At 41.9% G+C, this 15,178-nt stretch carries 16 protein-coding genes and 1 pseudogene; 5 read left to right on the forward strand and 12 right to left on the reverse strand.

Annotated elements, in window-relative coordinates:
* The first annotated feature begins 273 nt into the window (after window positions 1-273).
* From E4K68_RS21395 to E4K68_RS07755, 5 genes are all read left to right on the forward strand, one after another.
* Window positions 274-402: a hypothetical protein gene (locus E4K68_RS21395; RefSeq protein WP_282432968.1), complete on the forward strand. Its 129-nt coding sequence runs from the start codon at window positions 274-276 to the stop codon at window positions 400-402.
* Entirely contained in the window at window positions 386-619 is a 234-nt protein-coding gene (locus E4K68_RS07745; protein WP_243450300.1) for a hypothetical protein, read from the forward strand. Before E4K68_RS21395 ends, E4K68_RS07745 begins: the two co-directional genes overlap by 17 nt.
* A gap of 13 nt (window positions 620-632) precedes the next feature.
* Window positions 633-1,481, forward strand: coding sequence for a hypothetical protein (locus E4K68_RS07750; protein WP_135378362.1), 849 nt, complete (start codon window positions 633-635; stop codon window positions 1,479-1,481).
* A 27-nt stretch (window positions 1,482-1,508) separates the two neighbouring features.
* The gene (locus E4K68_RS20610; RefSeq protein ID WP_199241715.1) at window positions 1,509-1,670 is read left to right on the forward strand and encodes a hypothetical protein; all 162 of its coding nucleotides are present in this window, start codon (window positions 1,509-1,511) and stop codon (window positions 1,668-1,670) included.
* Between the two features lie 200 nt (window positions 1,671-1,870).
* A complete protein-coding gene (locus E4K68_RS07755; protein WP_135378363.1) occupies window positions 1,871-2,824 on the forward strand; it encodes a DMT family transporter in 954 nt (317 codons plus the stop codon).
* 319 nt (window positions 2,825-3,143) lie between these two features.
* On the opposite strand, the gene E4K68_RS07760 is transcribed toward E4K68_RS07755, so the two are convergent.
* The 12 genes and pseudogenes from E4K68_RS07760 to E4K68_RS07815 form a co-directional block, all read right to left on the reverse strand.
* Window positions 3,144-3,368 carry a MoaD/ThiS family protein gene (locus tag E4K68_RS07760; protein ID WP_135378364.1) on the reverse strand — a complete coding sequence of 75 codons (225 nt, stop codon included), beginning with the start codon at window positions 3,366-3,368 and terminating at the stop codon, window positions 3,144-3,146.
* A 64-nt stretch (window positions 3,369-3,432) separates the two neighbouring features.
* Entirely contained in the window at window positions 3,433-5,157 is a 1,725-nt protein-coding gene (locus tag E4K68_RS07765) for an aldehyde ferredoxin oxidoreductase C-terminal domain-containing protein (protein WP_135378365.1), read from the reverse strand.
* Between the two features lie 58 nt (window positions 5,158-5,215).
* Complete coding sequence (gene cybH, locus E4K68_RS07770) at window positions 5,216-5,926, reverse strand: Ni/Fe-hydrogenase, b-type cytochrome subunit (RefSeq protein WP_135378366.1); 711 nt, start codon at window positions 5,924-5,926, stop codon at window positions 5,216-5,218.
* Window positions 5,927-5,944: 18 nt separating this feature from the next.
* Window positions 5,945-7,651 (reverse strand): nickel-dependent hydrogenase large subunit, encoded by a 1,707-nt coding sequence (locus tag E4K68_RS07775; RefSeq protein WP_135378367.1) that lies wholly within the window; start codon window positions 7,649-7,651, stop codon window positions 5,945-5,947.
* A gap of 28 nt (window positions 7,652-7,679) precedes the next feature.
* Complete coding sequence (locus E4K68_RS07780) at window positions 7,680-8,753, reverse strand: hydrogenase small subunit (RefSeq protein WP_135378368.1); 1,074 nt, start codon at window positions 8,751-8,753, stop codon at window positions 7,680-7,682.
* A 515-nt stretch (window positions 8,754-9,268) separates the two neighbouring features.
* Window positions 9,269-9,595, reverse strand: a pseudogene (locus E4K68_RS07785) (toprim domain-containing protein); the annotation flags it as partial.
* Between the two features lie 42 nt (window positions 9,596-9,637).
* Window positions 9,638-9,979: a cupin domain-containing protein gene (locus E4K68_RS07790; protein WP_135378369.1), complete on the reverse strand. Its 342-nt coding sequence runs from the start codon at window positions 9,977-9,979 to the stop codon at window positions 9,638-9,640.
* A 118-nt stretch (window positions 9,980-10,097) separates the two neighbouring features.
* Window positions 10,098-11,009 carry a DNA-formamidopyrimidine glycosylase family protein gene (locus E4K68_RS07795; protein WP_135378370.1) on the reverse strand — a complete coding sequence of 304 codons (912 nt, stop codon included), beginning with the start codon at window positions 11,007-11,009 and terminating at the stop codon, window positions 10,098-10,100.
* 200 nt (window positions 11,010-11,209) lie between these two features.
* The gene (locus tag E4K68_RS07800; RefSeq protein ID WP_135378371.1) at window positions 11,210-11,683 is read right to left on the reverse strand and encodes a peptidoglycan-binding protein; all 474 of its coding nucleotides are present in this window, start codon (window positions 11,681-11,683) and stop codon (window positions 11,210-11,212) included.
* A gap of 626 nt (window positions 11,684-12,309) precedes the next feature.
* Window positions 12,310-13,374, reverse strand: coding sequence for a 23S rRNA (adenine(2503)-C(2))-methyltransferase RlmN (rlmN, locus tag E4K68_RS07805; protein WP_135378372.1), 1,065 nt, complete (start codon window positions 13,372-13,374; stop codon window positions 12,310-12,312).
* A 91-nt stretch (window positions 13,375-13,465) separates the two neighbouring features.
* The gene (locus E4K68_RS07810; protein WP_135378373.1) at window positions 13,466-14,395 is read right to left on the reverse strand and encodes a D-2-hydroxyacid dehydrogenase; all 930 of its coding nucleotides are present in this window, start codon (window positions 14,393-14,395) and stop codon (window positions 13,466-13,468) included.
* A gap of 85 nt (window positions 14,396-14,480) precedes the next feature.
* Window positions 14,481-15,044, reverse strand: a complete 564-nt coding sequence (locus E4K68_RS07815; RefSeq protein ID WP_158291392.1) for a methyltransferase domain-containing protein — start codon at window positions 15,042-15,044, stop codon at window positions 14,481-14,483.
* Window positions 15,045-15,178 lie beyond the last annotated feature (134 nt).

The following is a 15,178-nucleotide window of genomic DNA, read 5'->3' on the forward strand; positions in this document are numbered from 1 at the left end:
AAATCTTTTTGTTGTTCGCCATGTTCTTTCACATTACTATATAGTTCTAGGTGCTAGTCTGATTTCCTACCCACTATCCCGAAAATCGACGAACTTTCATATCTATGAAATAGGCATTTTAAATAAGGTGAACTCTTGTACGGAATATTCGTAATAGAAGGAAAGATGATACTCCCCTCTTGGCTCGAACTTGAGACGAAATGACCTTTAGAACTATATAGGTTCCCAACGAATACTATGGTAAATAAAGGATATATCCAAAGGAGAGTTACTATGATTGCTTGTGAAGATAGTGCTTTGTGGCTTATCCAAAGCTACTGGGTTATATGGCTGATATTCTCTGCCGTTGTTGCTATGTTTTTAGGTGGAGTCATTTTCAAAAACTATGAAGAAATTAAGTGATAGTATGTCATACGGAAAGAATAATACCCCACGTTTTACAAAGGAAAAAGCTAACAACTCTAACCCTAACACTAAGTTTTGGGGAGTCTGGTTACCTGTGCCCACCGTTCTCGCTATCATCGTTTCTCTCTTTTTCAATTGGCTAATAACGCAATCCGTTGGGTACGTTGAATCTCCGATTGAAAAAGCTGCGAAAAACATTATTGAGGAATTTTAGGGGGGGGTTGCTGATGCGGCGCATTGAAACTAGCAATAAGTTGCTGAAGGCCCTCAATCAATATTTGCCCCCTCTCCTTTCACGCTGTCCTTCACCGGAACAACAAAGGCTTATTTACGAAAAATACTATCCGCTCATTCTCCAGCATGTACGCAAATTGTATTCCCAAAGTCTTAATCCCTTCTACTTGTGTCCGGAGTCGATTCTGGTTTGGCTTATCATCCCACCTCATAACGCCATTGGAATTAGTTTGCTGGGGCTCCGCAAAATAGCGATTTATTGGCGACAGCAAATTGAACCGAATGAAACCATTTTTTTACTGTTTAAGATCATAGATTTGCATGTGCCCTTTCCCGTAATGTTGTTCATAATGTTTGCAAGCATTGGACTAATTATCACGGATGGTGCGAATCGACTTGTGAAAGCAGCGCAAATGCAATCGGAAGAAATTTTAGGCGACATTAAAGAAACCTTAAATAAGTTATCTGATGTAACGGAGGATTTCCAACAGTCTATTGAAACTTTGAAAACCCTAAAAAATACCCAAAGAGCTCGCCAATTACTTGATCCTTTTAATATAACCCCACGCATGTCTGTCTTTTTCCCAATCTATGACAACCATACCACCTTAGGAATACTCTTAATTGATTTTAGACATCTGGAAGTGACTCTTAAGCAGTCCTTAGAACCCAATGAAACAATTGTTGGTCTAATTCGCTCTGTTGACATTTACAGTCCTTTTCCACTCCCGATTATGGTCATGTTACTATCGATGGGTCTTTTCTTAGTGAGCAAAATTCAAGAACTGAATCAAGCAACGCGTGAGGAAGTATTAAGTGACGTAAAACGAAGTATACCCTAATGCAAAACGATGATAGGGGTGGTCAACATGTCATTCGAATATCTTTGGGCCCATGGTACAACCTTAGGCATTCAACCTTTTCCTTATTTTGCGCCAATGGCATCATTAGGTGTCTTCCTTTTTATCGTCTACATTATCACTGCAGTACAACAAGTGTTGGAAAACCCGAACCAGCACCTTTTATGGTAAGCGCCACGAATTCATTAAAGCTTCCTTTGAAAAATCCCTCGGGCCTTTCTTTATTAAGGGTTCAGGGATTTTTATATTCGATAGTTTGCATTTCGCAACAGCTAAATGAAAAGCCCTATCGATTCTATTCAGAGATCCCCTTTTCTAATTGCCCATAAAGGGTTAAAATATATTAATTACTTAGATATAAGGAGCACACAATGCAACAATCACAGATTGTACATCCTCAAAGCAACCGAGTCAAGGCTTATTTACTCACACTCCTTTCCTCACTGATTTATGGTGGAAACGTCATCGCTGGTCGACTAATTGCTGGGCATGTTCCACCGTTTACTTTGTCTGCCATTCGAGCGGTATTAGCTCTTATTATCCTTCTACCATTAGCCTGGCCCCAGATGAAAACCGCTCCTAAACCTAATAAATCAGAATTTCTACAACTCATCGTAGTGAGTCTCTTAGGAATTACGGTCCCCTACGTTTCATTACTACTAGGTTTGCAGCACACAACCGGGACAAATGCCTCTGTTATTTTCGCAACACTTCCAGCTGTCACGAATACTTTATTGTTTCTTCTTTATAAGCTGAAACCTTCTAGATTTCAAGTATTAGGCATGATTACTTCCTTTTTAGGTCTAGTGATCGTATTTACCCAAGGCTCACTCCTACACTTACTGACGTTCAAATTAGGACGTGGCGAGTTATTTCTATTCCTCAACGTTCTATGTATAGGATTGTTCAATCTAATGGGGCAAAACATTATGAAAAAATTCTCTTCCCTCGTCACAAGTGTTTATGCCCTGATTTCCGCATCGATCATGTTGATTCCAGTGGGAGCTTGGCAACTTAGATCATCCGGATGGAACGTTTCCATGTCAGATTGGTTAATTATTATGTATATGGGTTTCCTAGCAGCTGGGGTGGCCTTTTTTCTTAATCTTTACGGTATTAACAAGATAGGAAGTTCCAAAGTTTCGATACTTAATAATATGCAACATGTATTTAGCGTTACCCTGAGTGTTATTATACTCAACGAATCCTTGGCACTCTATCATTGGATTGGATTGACCTTAGTGGTGTCTGGGGTGGTTCTTTCCTTATCGAAGCTTTCTAAGAAAGGAACTCCCTACCTGATTAGACAGCGGCAAAAAGCTTAGCCTACCTGGAATCGGACATCCTTTCACCATTGCTCAAACATTAGCATAGCATAGATTAGAACAAGCCAAATCTAAGCTAAGGTGGTGAAACTTTATGTCAACAGTATTCCCTTTCCTTTCATTCGTTGTCGTGCGTAGCTTAATACTAGCGCTGATTGTATTTATCGCTGCGGTAATATTATTCTAATTCGAGAAATTTCCTCACATTTAGGCGTTCAGGGAGTGCAGTACGAATACTAGAGGAGGCTCGCTAAGTGCGAGCCTCCTCTAGTAAGTGAATTATATATTTTCATTAAGTACTACAATAAGACTTTCTCCTTTACATGCCGCCGACCGGCGGGGAAAAGGCAACTGTATCTTGGTCTTGTAGAACCTGTTCAAATTCCGCCTGACGATTGTTAACCATACATATGGCGACTCTTTCTTCGGGGAGATTGTGCTTATTGATGATATCAATCACACGGCTGTTTTCTTCTAGCTGAGTCGCTTTTTCTTCAAATCGTCCTTCTCGAAAATCTCCAAAGAGTTTTACATTAACTTCCAACGTTTAGCCCCCTTATCAAACTCATTTTTGCATGATGGCGTTTAGTTATGATTTAACGAGACACCTAAAAATTAAAAACCTGATCGAGCTCTTCACCGGAAAAATCCCATGTAGCATTATGTGGAGGCACTGGTTCGCTGAAGAATTCTGGTAAGCGATCATCCTTATTGGTAAATCCAGCAGCTTCATTGAAAGCCCTCTCCGTTTTAAGCACAAAGCGCCCCATATTAAACCAGTCGTCCACGGACCAACTAGTTCCATACTGGGCGTTAATCATCTCGATTACGGCATGAGACACCGGTTCAGAGTCCAGAATAGCAAAGGCAGTGAAAACGCAGAGGCCCGCACTATCAATGGCCGCAGTCGCGATTTGCAAATTTCGCGACAGTTCAATCTGCCCATCTTTAGCTAATGGGTCAGTGTGACCACCTACATTCAAAATATTCGAAGTCACTGAGTACCCTGCTGTATGATCGGCCCCCATCGTCGTAGTAGCATAGGTTACACCAATACCCTTTACAGATCGTGGGTCATAAGCCGGCATGCTTTGACGTTTCACCGTAGGAATTCGAGTCACTCCAAACGCTTTTCCGGTGAAATCAGCTCCATTGCCCAGAATGCGGCCAAGTGGGGTGCCTTCTTTAATTTCTTCTTTAAATAATTTTAAAATACCCTTACCATCACCCCAGGGAAGGATCCCAGCTTCCATAGCTACCATCATGGTTCCCGCAGTTTCAATGGTATCAATGCCGATGTCATCACAAATCTGATCGATATTAGCAATAATATCCAGATCATCGACGGTACAGCCCGCCCCAAATCCCCAAATTGTCTCATATTCAAAACCAGAGGTGAGGTATTTTTTATCTTTGTCATTGTAAGTCTGGGAGCAACGAATGACACAACCGACATGACATCCATGAGTGGGATCTCCCTCTCTGCTCATAATCGTGTCATACATGGTTTCGCCACAGATCTTCTCGGCTCCATCGAATTGACCCATCCTGAAGTTCTTGGTTGGCAGTCCACCAGCCTCGTTAAGAATGTTAACTAAGACATTCGTTCCATATTTTGGTAGGGCATTACCGCTGACAGGATGACTGAGCAATCCCTTATTGAAAAGTTGCGCAGAGTGTTTGAATTTCCCCTTGTCAAGTATCTGAATTCCTTCCCCGTCGTTATCATCTAGCGTTATGTACTTTATCCGTTTAGAACTCATCACAGCGCCAAGTCCGCCACGCCCTAAGCTACGAATATGCCCTTTAGGATCTTTAACTGAAATATTCGCAGCAAGCATTTTATGCTCTCCAGCTTGCCCAATGGTCAAGACTCCCGTATTTTCTCCATATCTAGCGGTTAGGGTATGGATTACTTCATAATTGCCTTTGCCCAAAAGTTCAGTCTCTTCTTTGATTTTTACCCCGTCTTTATGAACGTGGAGACTATACCATTGATCTCCTTCTGGAATCTCTTCAATGATTAAAGCTTTTACCCCAAGCTTCGCTAATCTTTGAGCCGCCGTTCCACCGGAGTTGCACTCTTTGATTCCACCTGTCAAAGGACTCTTTGCACCTGCAGATAATCGTCCTGAATTAGCGGCCATAGTACCCGCAAACAACCCTGGTGCAAAGACTAATTTGTTTTTATTGCCCAGAGGGTGACAGGCCGGCTCTACCTCTTTGGCTACAATGACGGAAGTCAACCCTCGGCCCCCTAGCAGCTTCCACTCCTCAGGTACTTCCTCAGCCACAAACGAGAGATTTGACATGTTAACACGATAAATTTTCACGAATACACCCTCCAGAGACCTAAATTTTGTGAATTCCAGCCAGCTTCACATAGACATATTATTTGACATGAGACTTCTTATTATTCAAAGCATCATCCTTCTTAATTCCCTCAGAATTGACCAATTCGAATTTATAGCCATTAAGCATGGAAGACACAGTACCATCATCATCTAAAATATCCTGTCTAAAGACCATGTATAAATGCCCCAAGACGAAGATGGAAAATCCCCAGGATATCAAACGATGCAAACTTCTAACTTGATATTCTCCACCCAAGCCTGGGACAATCCACCCCAATAAACTTTGCCAAATTCCCTGAGGATCCCCACCCCCTCGCATGGTTAAACCCGTTAAAATCATCATACATCCCCCGAGCCATACGAAAATAAAGTACATTAACTGAGCGATCGAATTATGCCCTGCATTAAGTGAATGTTCCTTACTAATAAAGCAATAATATCGGACTGTTTTTAACGCATCGCGCAAAAAACCTGGTCGCCAAAATCCAAATCTAGCGTAATCGTTTCCTGCCCAAAACCAATAAGCTCGGAACATCAAATTCGCACTAAAAACAAAGGATGTAATGCCATGCCAAAATCGTACCCTTCCCATCACAAAATGCAGGGTAGCCTCACCCTGCGGCGCTAAAACAGGGTGGGCAATATAGAGCCCTGTTATAAAGAGAATCGTGATTGCCAAAGCATTTATCCAGTGAAATAGCCGCACTGGAAGCTGCCAAACATAAATAGGACTTCTCAATGAATTCATAGAACATCCCTTCCTTTTCTAAAGGACTGATGATAATTTCTCGCCATTGGGACTAATCAAGTGGGTTGCACAAGCCAAGCAAGGATCAAATGAGTGAATGGTCCGTAATAATTCTAAGGGTTGATCTGTGTTCACAACAGGTGTGTCTAACAACGATGCCTCATAGGCTCCTTTTTGTCCTTGGGCATCCCGTGGGGACGCATTCCAAGTCGATGGAACCACAATCTGATAAGCACTCACTTTACCATCCTTAATCTTAACCCAATGTCCTAACGCTCCACGAGGTGCTTCACAAATACCCACTCCCTGCGCTTGGCTTGGCCAGGTTTTCGGTTCCCATTTTTGACCGTTAAAAACGGTACTATCCCCCGCTTTAAGATTGGCAATAAGTTCCGCATAAAAACCTGCCAAGTGGTCAACACAAAACTTTGTTTCTAACCCCCTTGCTAAGGTTCGACCCAACGTCGAAAAGACAGCTGAGACCGGCAAATCGAGTTTACGCAAGGCACTATCGACCAGTTCCTTAATTTCTTGGTTCCCGCGAGCATAGCCGACAACAAAACGTGCTAGCGGACCCACTTCCATGGCATGCCCTTGCCAACGAGGGGTTTTTATCCAGCTATAGCCCTTGTTTTCGTCTAACGTGGTATAGGGGGGACGAGGACCGTCATAATGCGGATCTGTCCTACCTTGCCAAGGATGAAGGCCACTATGTATATCATCATACTGATACCAGGAATGGGAGACAAACTCCTGAATTTGTTTTGGATCCTTAAGATCAACATCGTAGACTTTACTGAGATCTCTATCGAGAACAACCCCTCCGGGAAACAAATAACTATCCGCCTCCCGAATATCCGTCGTTGGAATCCCGCCATACGCTAAATAGTTGCTAACCCCGCCCCCATAAAGATCGTTTTTATAAAAACCGGCAATCGCTAACAAATCCGGAATCAAAACCTGATCAACAAACGTCTGAGCCTCCTCGATTTTTGCTTTTACAAGGTTCAAGCGTTCTATATTGATGACATCGTTGTCATCGAGATTAATAGCACTAGCCATCCCCCCCACTAAATAATTAGGATGAGGGTTTTTACCCCCAAATACAGTATGTATCTTCACAATTTCCTTTTGCCAATTTAAGGCTTCAAGATAATGGGCAACACCCAAAAGGTTCACTTCTGGTGGCAAACGATAAGCCGGATGACCCCAGTAAGCATTTGCGAAAATACCCAACTGACCGCTACCGACAAAGTCTTTAAATTTTTTCTGGATATCCGTAAAATAACCGACAGAGGATTTAGGCCAACTGGAGATTTTTTGGGCTAAATTACTGGTTTGTTGCGGGTCAGCTTTCAAGGCACTCACGACATCGATCCAATCAAATCCGTGTAAGTTATAAAAATGGATCACATGGTCATGAGCAAATTGAGCCGTTGTCATGATATTGCGGATTAAGTTCGCATTTTTAGGGACCCGGATATCTAAAGCATCCTCCACTGCCCGGATTGAACCAATAGCATGAATATGCGTACAAACTCCACAAATTCGTTGGACAAATGCCCAAACATCCCGCGGATCTCGATTTTCCACAATTTTTTCGATTCCTCTAAATACCGTCCCTGAACTCAAAGCATCGGTAATCTTAGTACCATCAACCACAGCTTCTATGCGTAGATGCCCTTCTATTCGAGTAATTGGATCAACGACAATTCGCTTGGACATATACCCAGCCCTTTCAATTCCTAATTTACTATTTTTCTTTCTTTTCGTTTCCCTTAACGACCGCAGTAGCCCCAGCGTGGGCTAAAATTCCTACCCCAGTTACACCTAAGGTTGCCAAGCCCAGTTTGTCAGCCCCCCTACCGATCACATTATTAGGAATTGCCGCAAGGTGGGTGTAAATAGGGGTATTATCATAAAAATTTCCCTCAGAACATCCAATACAAGGGTGACCGGATTTAATGGGATAGCTCACACCATCATTCCACTGGGTAATAGCACAAGCATTGTAGGTGGTAGGTCCTTTACATCCCATTTTATACAAACACCAGCCTTGCTTGGCGCCTGCATCATCGAAGGCTTCCACAAACTGTCCCGCGTCAAAAAAAGCCCTCCGATTACAATTGTCATGGACGCGGTGTTCATAGAAAGCCCTAGGCCGACCTAAATTCGTTAATTCTGGGATCTTCCCGAAGGTCAGATAGTACACAATAGTACCAGTTATTACTTCTGCGATTGGAGGACAACCGGGCACATCAATAACCGGTCGATTTCGGACAACCTTTCGAACAGGAACCGCCTCAGTAGGATTAGGGTAAGCAGCTTGAATACAGCCGTTCGTAGCGCAGGACCCAAAGGCAATAACAACCGCTGCCCCATCAGCAGCCTCTTGGAGAACACTTGTAGCGGTCTTACCGCCAATGGTACAATAGACTCCACCATCCCCTAGGGTAGGACTTCCCTCCACGACTAATAAATACTTTCCTCGATAATCGCGCATTGTCTTCTGTTTGGCTGCCTCAGCTTGCTCCCCTGCAGCGGCTTGAAGCGTTTCCATATAATCCAACGAGATCATATTAAGAATCAAATTAGCCACTAATGGATGAGCAGAACGAATAAAGGACTCACCACAACAAGTACACTCTTGAAGATTAAGATAGATTACGGGCATCCGAGGCTTCGACTCTAAAGCTTGCACTATTTTAGGAACTGCCCCTATGTCAAGGCTGAGTAAACCCGCCGTTATAGTGCAAAATTTTAGAAAATCCCGCCTGGATACCCCTTTGCTCTGAGCCCATTGATAAAAACTTTCCGAAGCGGACAAGTCTCATCCCTCCCCAGTGTTGTTAATTGAACAATGTTTATTAAAGTTTCACCTGGGCATTGTTGCTCATTTTTTCTTATTGTACCCGTTTACCCTTGCTTATACCCTTATGGAATCTAAAAAGCTCCGCTACAAAGCGGAGTACTCCTATGGTATAATATTGTCGAAAAGAAGGGAAAAAGAATGCAAGTGCAGTCGCCGTAAGAGACCTGCCGGGAGTAGCAGCCGCAGGTGAAAAGTTCGAGATATATGCTGTTAAACTCTACATCTCTTCGTAGAGAATTCTAAGTTTCTTATCTTTACACCTGAAGAATGGAGATGGGCATTTGCATTTCGCCTTGAAACCTCATTACGAAAGCCCCCATCACATTGGGGCATTGATATAGGCCTTTCCCTATCTAAATTTCCGATTGCAAACTAGAGCCCCTTTATGACTCCTCCGAGAAGTACCTCCGCGCCTTATCGTTTCTATCTTTGTTACCCAGACGAGTTCTGGGCTGCGTTAATTCCTCACCGTCTGGTAGTTTAACTGCAAAGTGAGCGCCCTCAAGAATCTGGGCCAGAACGTTCAATGGGGTCGTCGCTACTTCGCGGTACATTCGATGGGTGTACATGTGACGAACGTTGGGAAACTCTTGCTTAAATAAACGCCTGGCCTTGTCGCCTGAATCATCAGCATCCAGGAGAATGCAAACCTCATCATCACTAAACTCCGCGATTAACTGTTCCAACTTAACCAGACCCAACGTCCCATAGGTGCAAGCGATCTCCACTGGTTCATCCAGAAGCTCCAGCAAACGCAGTTTATCAGTTTTTCCTTCAACAATAATAACTCTACCCATTATCCCACCTATACCTTCAGGCCACGACGTTGTTTGTCGTGCTTATACTTCTATAGAATAAACAGGTGATGGATTTGGCGCAAGGACCACGAAACATGTCATATCTTTATCTCCAGTGTTTGTGAGACTAAATACTTCCGAACCCTTGCAGTGTATTACATCACCTTGAGTAATTTCATGATTTGTCCCATCGACCCCCATTTGTCCTTGCCCAACAAGTACATGAATTAGAAGGTCGCTTTCTTCATGATTATGAGGAGGTACTCCTTGGCCAGGTCTAAAATTTAGAACAAAGTTAAGAATTCTACTTTCATTATAAAGAATCCTCTTGGTAAGGTTTTCATCCATATACACGATTTTCTCCGATAATTTCTCGATGTTCATGATGTTCAACCACCTTTATTTATTTATTACAATAGTGTTTACGCGAACTTATAAATACTAAATTAAAGGTCATAACTAATGTTTCCATTCGTTTCATTTCTGATGCAAATTACCCTTGTTATGTTTGGCAATGCGAGCAAAAAAACGCATTTCGTCCCCCAACCTCGGCCTTTTGGATAGCCTCGTGGCAAACTAAACACGGTTTGTCGGCCCGATCATAAACCTTAAAAAACGGGTTATATCCACCGGTAAAATCATCCCATGGTGCAAAATGTTCCTCCATATCTCCTCCAAGACGGATAGAATCCTGAAGAACGGAGACCAAGGAATGATATAACGTCATCTTGTCAGCTAAATCTATCCTAGAAATCGATCGAGTCGGCAAAATGCCCGCACTAAACAAAGCTTCATTTGAATAGGCATTACCCACTCCAGCGATATTTTTGGGATTCATTAACCAAGGCTTAATCATACCCTTTTTACCATCAAGCAATTGAGCAAAACCTTGGGCATTAAAGTTAGGGTCTAAGGGGTCGCTTCCCAGTTTGAGCAATTTTGTCTCAAGCTGCTCCTGCGCAAGGTAATGTAAATAACCCAATGTGAGACTACAGAATAAGAGCATTGAACCGTCCGATAAACCGAATACAACGCTTGCCTTTCCTGGCAGTTCCTTAATCCTTTGTCGTAAATCCTCTACATTATTCTGGACAATTTCAGAAATTACGGCCTTTTTCGATGGGTTCGCAATAGGCCCATAAAGTGTTTCTACATTTTCTGGGGGTACATAAAAAAGCCTACCATCAAGCATCATATGTGTCAGGAGAAAATGGCCATCATCAAGCTGAAAAACAAGGTATTTGCCCCTACGAATGATATCTTTGATAAGCTTTCCGGTAACGACCTTGCAAAAATCCGTACTTTCTATGTTAACGCTTTTAATTCGTAAGACATTAACGGCGTCAACCCGTTTATCCTTAACACATCGGTTCAAATAGTCTTTGTATATCTCCATCTCAGGTATTTCAGGCATGATACCCTCTCCATTTTTGATTTATTATTCCACTCACTCCGATTATTAATTCGCGACATTCCTAGGATATAGCATTCTCCCACTTCTTTTCAGCAGACAAGGGTTATAACAAACTTTTTTACAGTTTGTTATAACCCTTGTCTGCTGAAGAATATTTGAAGAGAGGTAATCACTTACCTCTCTTCAAATATTCTATATTCCTAAAAACAATTTACTCCAAGAGCGGTCCAAGTCTTGATACCGACGATTCCATCTTGGACTAAGCACATGCTCCCTTGAAACGATATTACAGCTGCTCTAGTTATTGGTCCGAAAATCCCATCAACGTTGCCTGTGTAAAATCCTCTTGTTTTTAGTAACCCTTGGAGCTTTACGACTGCTGGCCCGGAACTCCCTATTGCAAGAGTCGGACAGTGGTTGACCGGTGGTATGTGACAGTTTACGCCAAGAGCAGTCCAGGTCTTGATACCGACGATTCCATCTTGAACCAAGTTCATGCTCCCTTGAAAAGCGATCACAGCTGCTCTGGTCATCGGTCCAAAAATCCCGTCAATTTTTCCCGGGTTAAAACCGGCAGCTATCAAGTGATGTTGTAAATTTCTGACGGCAGGACCAGAGGAACCCTCTCTTAAAACTGGGCAAGGCGATTGGCCTGGAGTGTGGTCATGATGCAAGTTAAAGCCCCCCTTTTTTTATATCCTATGTTGAGCTAACAATTGATGTTAAAATAGGACATCACCCAAATTTAGGGTATTCTAGTAGGTATGACACTCTCTGGATCATCTTTCTAGCGACTGAATTCACTCCTACGCAGTACCGCTCATAAACCTCTTTATTGGCCGTTTAATTTTTACCATATTATTCCACATACCTCAAATGCTGCATATTATGTCGTATCACCGGAAAGGGAGGAAATGCAAATGGCATTTGGAAACGTTGTTGATGGAGCTGCTTGCGGCTGCGGGAAAGGCTTTGGCGCTGGAATCGCTGCAGTTGTGGTAATAATTCTTCTTCTGATCGCAATGGGAATCGTATTCTAACAATAGAAACCATAGAAAGGTAGAACTTCTTATGTACGGAATGGGTTATGCTGGTGTAGGTGTAGGTGTAAGCGTAGGCTTGGGCGTGGGAATTATCGCAGTAGCTATTTTGATTCTTATCGCTTTAGGCGTTATCTTCTAAAAAAAGCGTTTTATAAAAGAGGCTACCACGTTTAAATAGTGGTAGCCTCTTAGGGTTAGAATACTCTGTTTCAAGTTTTTCAGAAACCTCTAACCAACTGACCATTGAATTTATGACATTACGGAGTCATAGATTTGATTTTTTTGCTTCTTAACTGCCCACAAGCAGCATCGATATCTGCCCCATGTTCAAGACGGATACTGCAATTAATTCCTTGCTTTTTCAACGTATCATAAAAAGCCAGCATCGTCTCTTGCTCGCTTCTTTGGTATTGACTATGTTCATCCACCGGATTGTAAGGAATTAAGTTGATATTTGTGAGATGTAGCTTATCCCCAATCAGGGCCGCAAGTTGAAGGGCATGTTCCCTCTGATCATTCAGATCCTTGAGTAAAATATATTCCAACGTAATTCTACGATTCGATGTTTTCAAATAGTAGTCAACAGCCTGCATTAATACGTCGATTGGATAGGCGCTGTTTATTTTCATGATCTGTGTCCGAAGTTCGTTCGTCGGCGCATGTAATGAGATCGCAAGATTCACCTGTAAATTGGTATCGGCGAATTCATATATTTTATCGGCTAAGCCACTGGTCGAAACGGTAATATGCCTGCCACCAATGGCAAGTCCTTTGTGATCTTTAATAATCTGTAACGAGTTTACGACATTATTAAAATTATCAAAGGGCTCGCCAATCCCCATCACCACAACGTGTGTCACTTTTTCATCTTGTTTCGCATGATCCAGATGATGTTGGACTTGTATAATCTGTTCTACGATTTCGCCACACGATAAATCGCGATTTTTTGTTAATAACCCACTAGCACAAAAACTACAGCCAATGTTACAGCCTACTTGGGTTGTAACACAGACCGATAAACCGAATTTATGCCTCATCAAGACCGTTTCAATCAGATTATCATCTCTCAACTTGAACAAAAACTTAATCGTGCCATCCGTCGATTCTTGCTTATAGTGTTCACTTAATGATTGAAGAACAAAATGGTCCGCTAATAATTGAAGACACTCTTGATTAACATTCAACATTTCTGAGAAGTGGGTCACCCGCTTCCTATAAAGCCAATCCCAGACTTGTATTGCCCGAGACTTTTTATGTGAATATCCCAACAACCATGCTACGAGTTGATCAAAGGTTAATCCATAGATAGATTTTTTAGTCACTCTTTACCCTCTTTCCAAAGGAATTCTACGATTCGTTGGAACCTTCTTGCTTTATTCTTTTCATGTTGGTTTCAAGATCCCAAGAGCAGGTTTAATAGCCTTTATCCACTTCTACTTGGTTCATTAACGGAAACTTTCCTAGTTCGATAGTTTTAAGGGTGTTTAGAAAACAATCAACAGCCGCTTCAGGAGACGTTAGGGCCGATATATGCGGAGTAATGATTATTTCCTCACGACTCCATAGGGGAGAATTACAAGCCAATGGTTCGTTACTGAAGACATCCAAAACGACTAACCGCAAATTTTTATGATCGAGTGCTGCAAATAAGGAAGACTCGTCAACTGATAAACCCCGACCTACATTGATAAAACAGGCACCCCTTAAATGTTTAAATATTTCATGGTTGAATAATTTAAACGTACTGGGTGTTAGCGGAAGAGTATTAATCACCCAATTTGCGTCTTCTAGAACATGACCAACATTTTCTATGGGCACTACTTGGTTAAAATGCTCGTTCTGTGATCCGCTGAGTGAAACTCCTATTACACTGGCTCCAAACAATCTGAAATTCCTGGCAACTTCTTGGCCTATCGACCCAGTCCCAAAGATAACAATTTTTTGAGTAGAAATAGCGAACGGTTCAAAGACCTTCAATAGTTTAGTCTCTTTTGATTGATGAAACATATCATGGAACTGTATAACCCTAAGAACGTAACTAAGGCAATACTCACTAATTTTTTGCCCAAAAGAGCATATAGTGCGTGATAAAAGCACGTCCTTTTTCCATTCTTTATTGAATAGAAAAGCATCTACCCCAGCCCCAAGTGAGTGGACCCATTTCAAATTCCCAAACTGGAAGTTAGCTGTCGGTCTAAAAGAAACGAAAGCATCTGCCCATTTTAGGTCAGACTCTGAAACTCCGTCTTCAGGCAAAAACCTTAAATCTTTATTGAGTTTGCCGACTAAAAGGGTCTCCATAACCTTGTATAGGCGGCCAGTAATAAGGATCTTCTCTATCATCTTTTTTCCTCCGATTAACAATTTGCTTGCCCCTTATGTATCGCTTTGAAAAACTCCGCCAAAATCCAAAGGTGACGAGCCTTGCCTAATTCAGAGCTGATTCAAATATTACGCTATAGAAATTATCGCCTAATGAAACTTTATTAATGGTTTTAAATCCCTTACTATTACTTATTTCTTCTACATACTCTTCAGAAATCCTTTGGTCAACGGATGGACCCATGGGTGTTTTTCTCTTATGAAACTCGATGATCATAAGCCTTCCTTTTTGCTTTAAAATTCGCTTGATCTCATCAAGCATTATTTCCTTTGTTTCTACTTCATGCAATACCGTGACCATAATTGCCATGTCACAGCTATTATTATCTAAGGGAAGTGTCGTAGAATCAACCTTCTTAAGTTTGAGGTTTTTAATATTGCGCTCAGCCATTCTACTCGATAGTAATTCTAGCATATTATCGGAGATCTCTAGCGCATAAATATCATTGTTGCTTAGTTCCGTGGCAGGAAACGTAAATACCCCCGTACCAGCGCCAATGTCACATAGGGTCATGTTCTCTTTAAATCCTGCTTTTACTAATGAATTCTTGGGGCTAAGTTCTGCTAGCCTTAGTTCACTTTCGAATTTGGTAATTTTATTGTCATTCATTGAACTCATCTCCTCAACTTCGCAAACCTTGCTACTCTAGTATACCACTAATTCCCAGGCTATAAAATTGAGATCAACTCCCTCTTGTTACTAGTCTTAGGGGTAGTAGAACAATCTAATCGATTCCGAGATAT

It is taken from the genome of Desulfosporosinus sp. Sb-LF, assembly GCF_004766055.1.
GTDB lineage: Bacteria > Bacillota > Desulfitobacteriia > Desulfitobacteriales > Desulfitobacteriaceae > Desulfosporosinus.

What these genes read in the sequence shown, in the direction of transcription:
- E4K68_RS21395 (WP_282432968.1), top strand. Translation starts at nt 274, where the DNA reads ATGATTGCTTGTGAAGATAGTGCTTTGTGGCTTATCCAAAGCTACTGG.
- E4K68_RS07745 (WP_243450300.1), top strand. Translation starts at nt 386, where the DNA reads ATGAAGAAATTAAGTGATAGTATGTCATACGGAAAGAATAATACCCCA.
- E4K68_RS07750 (WP_135378362.1), top strand. Translation starts at nt 633, where the DNA reads ATGCGGCGCATTGAAACTAGCAATAAGTTGCTGAAGGCCCTCAATCAA.
- E4K68_RS20610 (WP_199241715.1), top strand. Translation starts at nt 1,509, where the DNA reads ATGTCATTCGAATATCTTTGGGCCCATGGTACAACCTTAGGCATTCAA.
- E4K68_RS07755 (WP_135378363.1), top strand. Translation starts at nt 1,871, where the DNA reads ATGCAACAATCACAGATTGTACATCCTCAAAGCAACCGAGTCAAGGCT.
- cybH (WP_135378366.1), bottom strand. Translation starts at nt 5,926, where the DNA reads ATGAATTCATTGAGAAGTCCTATTTATGTTTGGCAGCTTCCAGTGCGG.
- E4K68_RS07775 (WP_135378367.1), bottom strand. Translation starts at nt 7,651, where the DNA reads ATGTCCAAGCGAATTGTCGTTGATCCAATTACTCGAATAGAAGGGCAT.
- E4K68_RS07790 (WP_135378369.1), bottom strand. Translation starts at nt 9,979, where the DNA reads ATGAACATCGAGAAATTATCGGAGAAAATCGTGTATATGGATGAAAAC.
- E4K68_RS07795 (WP_135378370.1), bottom strand. Translation starts at nt 11,009, where the DNA reads ATGCCTGAAATACCTGAGATGGAGATATACAAAGACTATTTGAACCGA.
- E4K68_RS07810 (WP_135378373.1), bottom strand. Translation starts at nt 14,395, where the DNA reads ATGATAGAGAAGATCCTTATTACTGGCCGCCTATACAAGGTTATGGAG.
- E4K68_RS07815 (WP_158291392.1), bottom strand. Translation starts at nt 15,044, where the DNA reads ATGAATGACAATAAAATTACCAAATTCGAAAGTGAACTAAGGCTAGCA.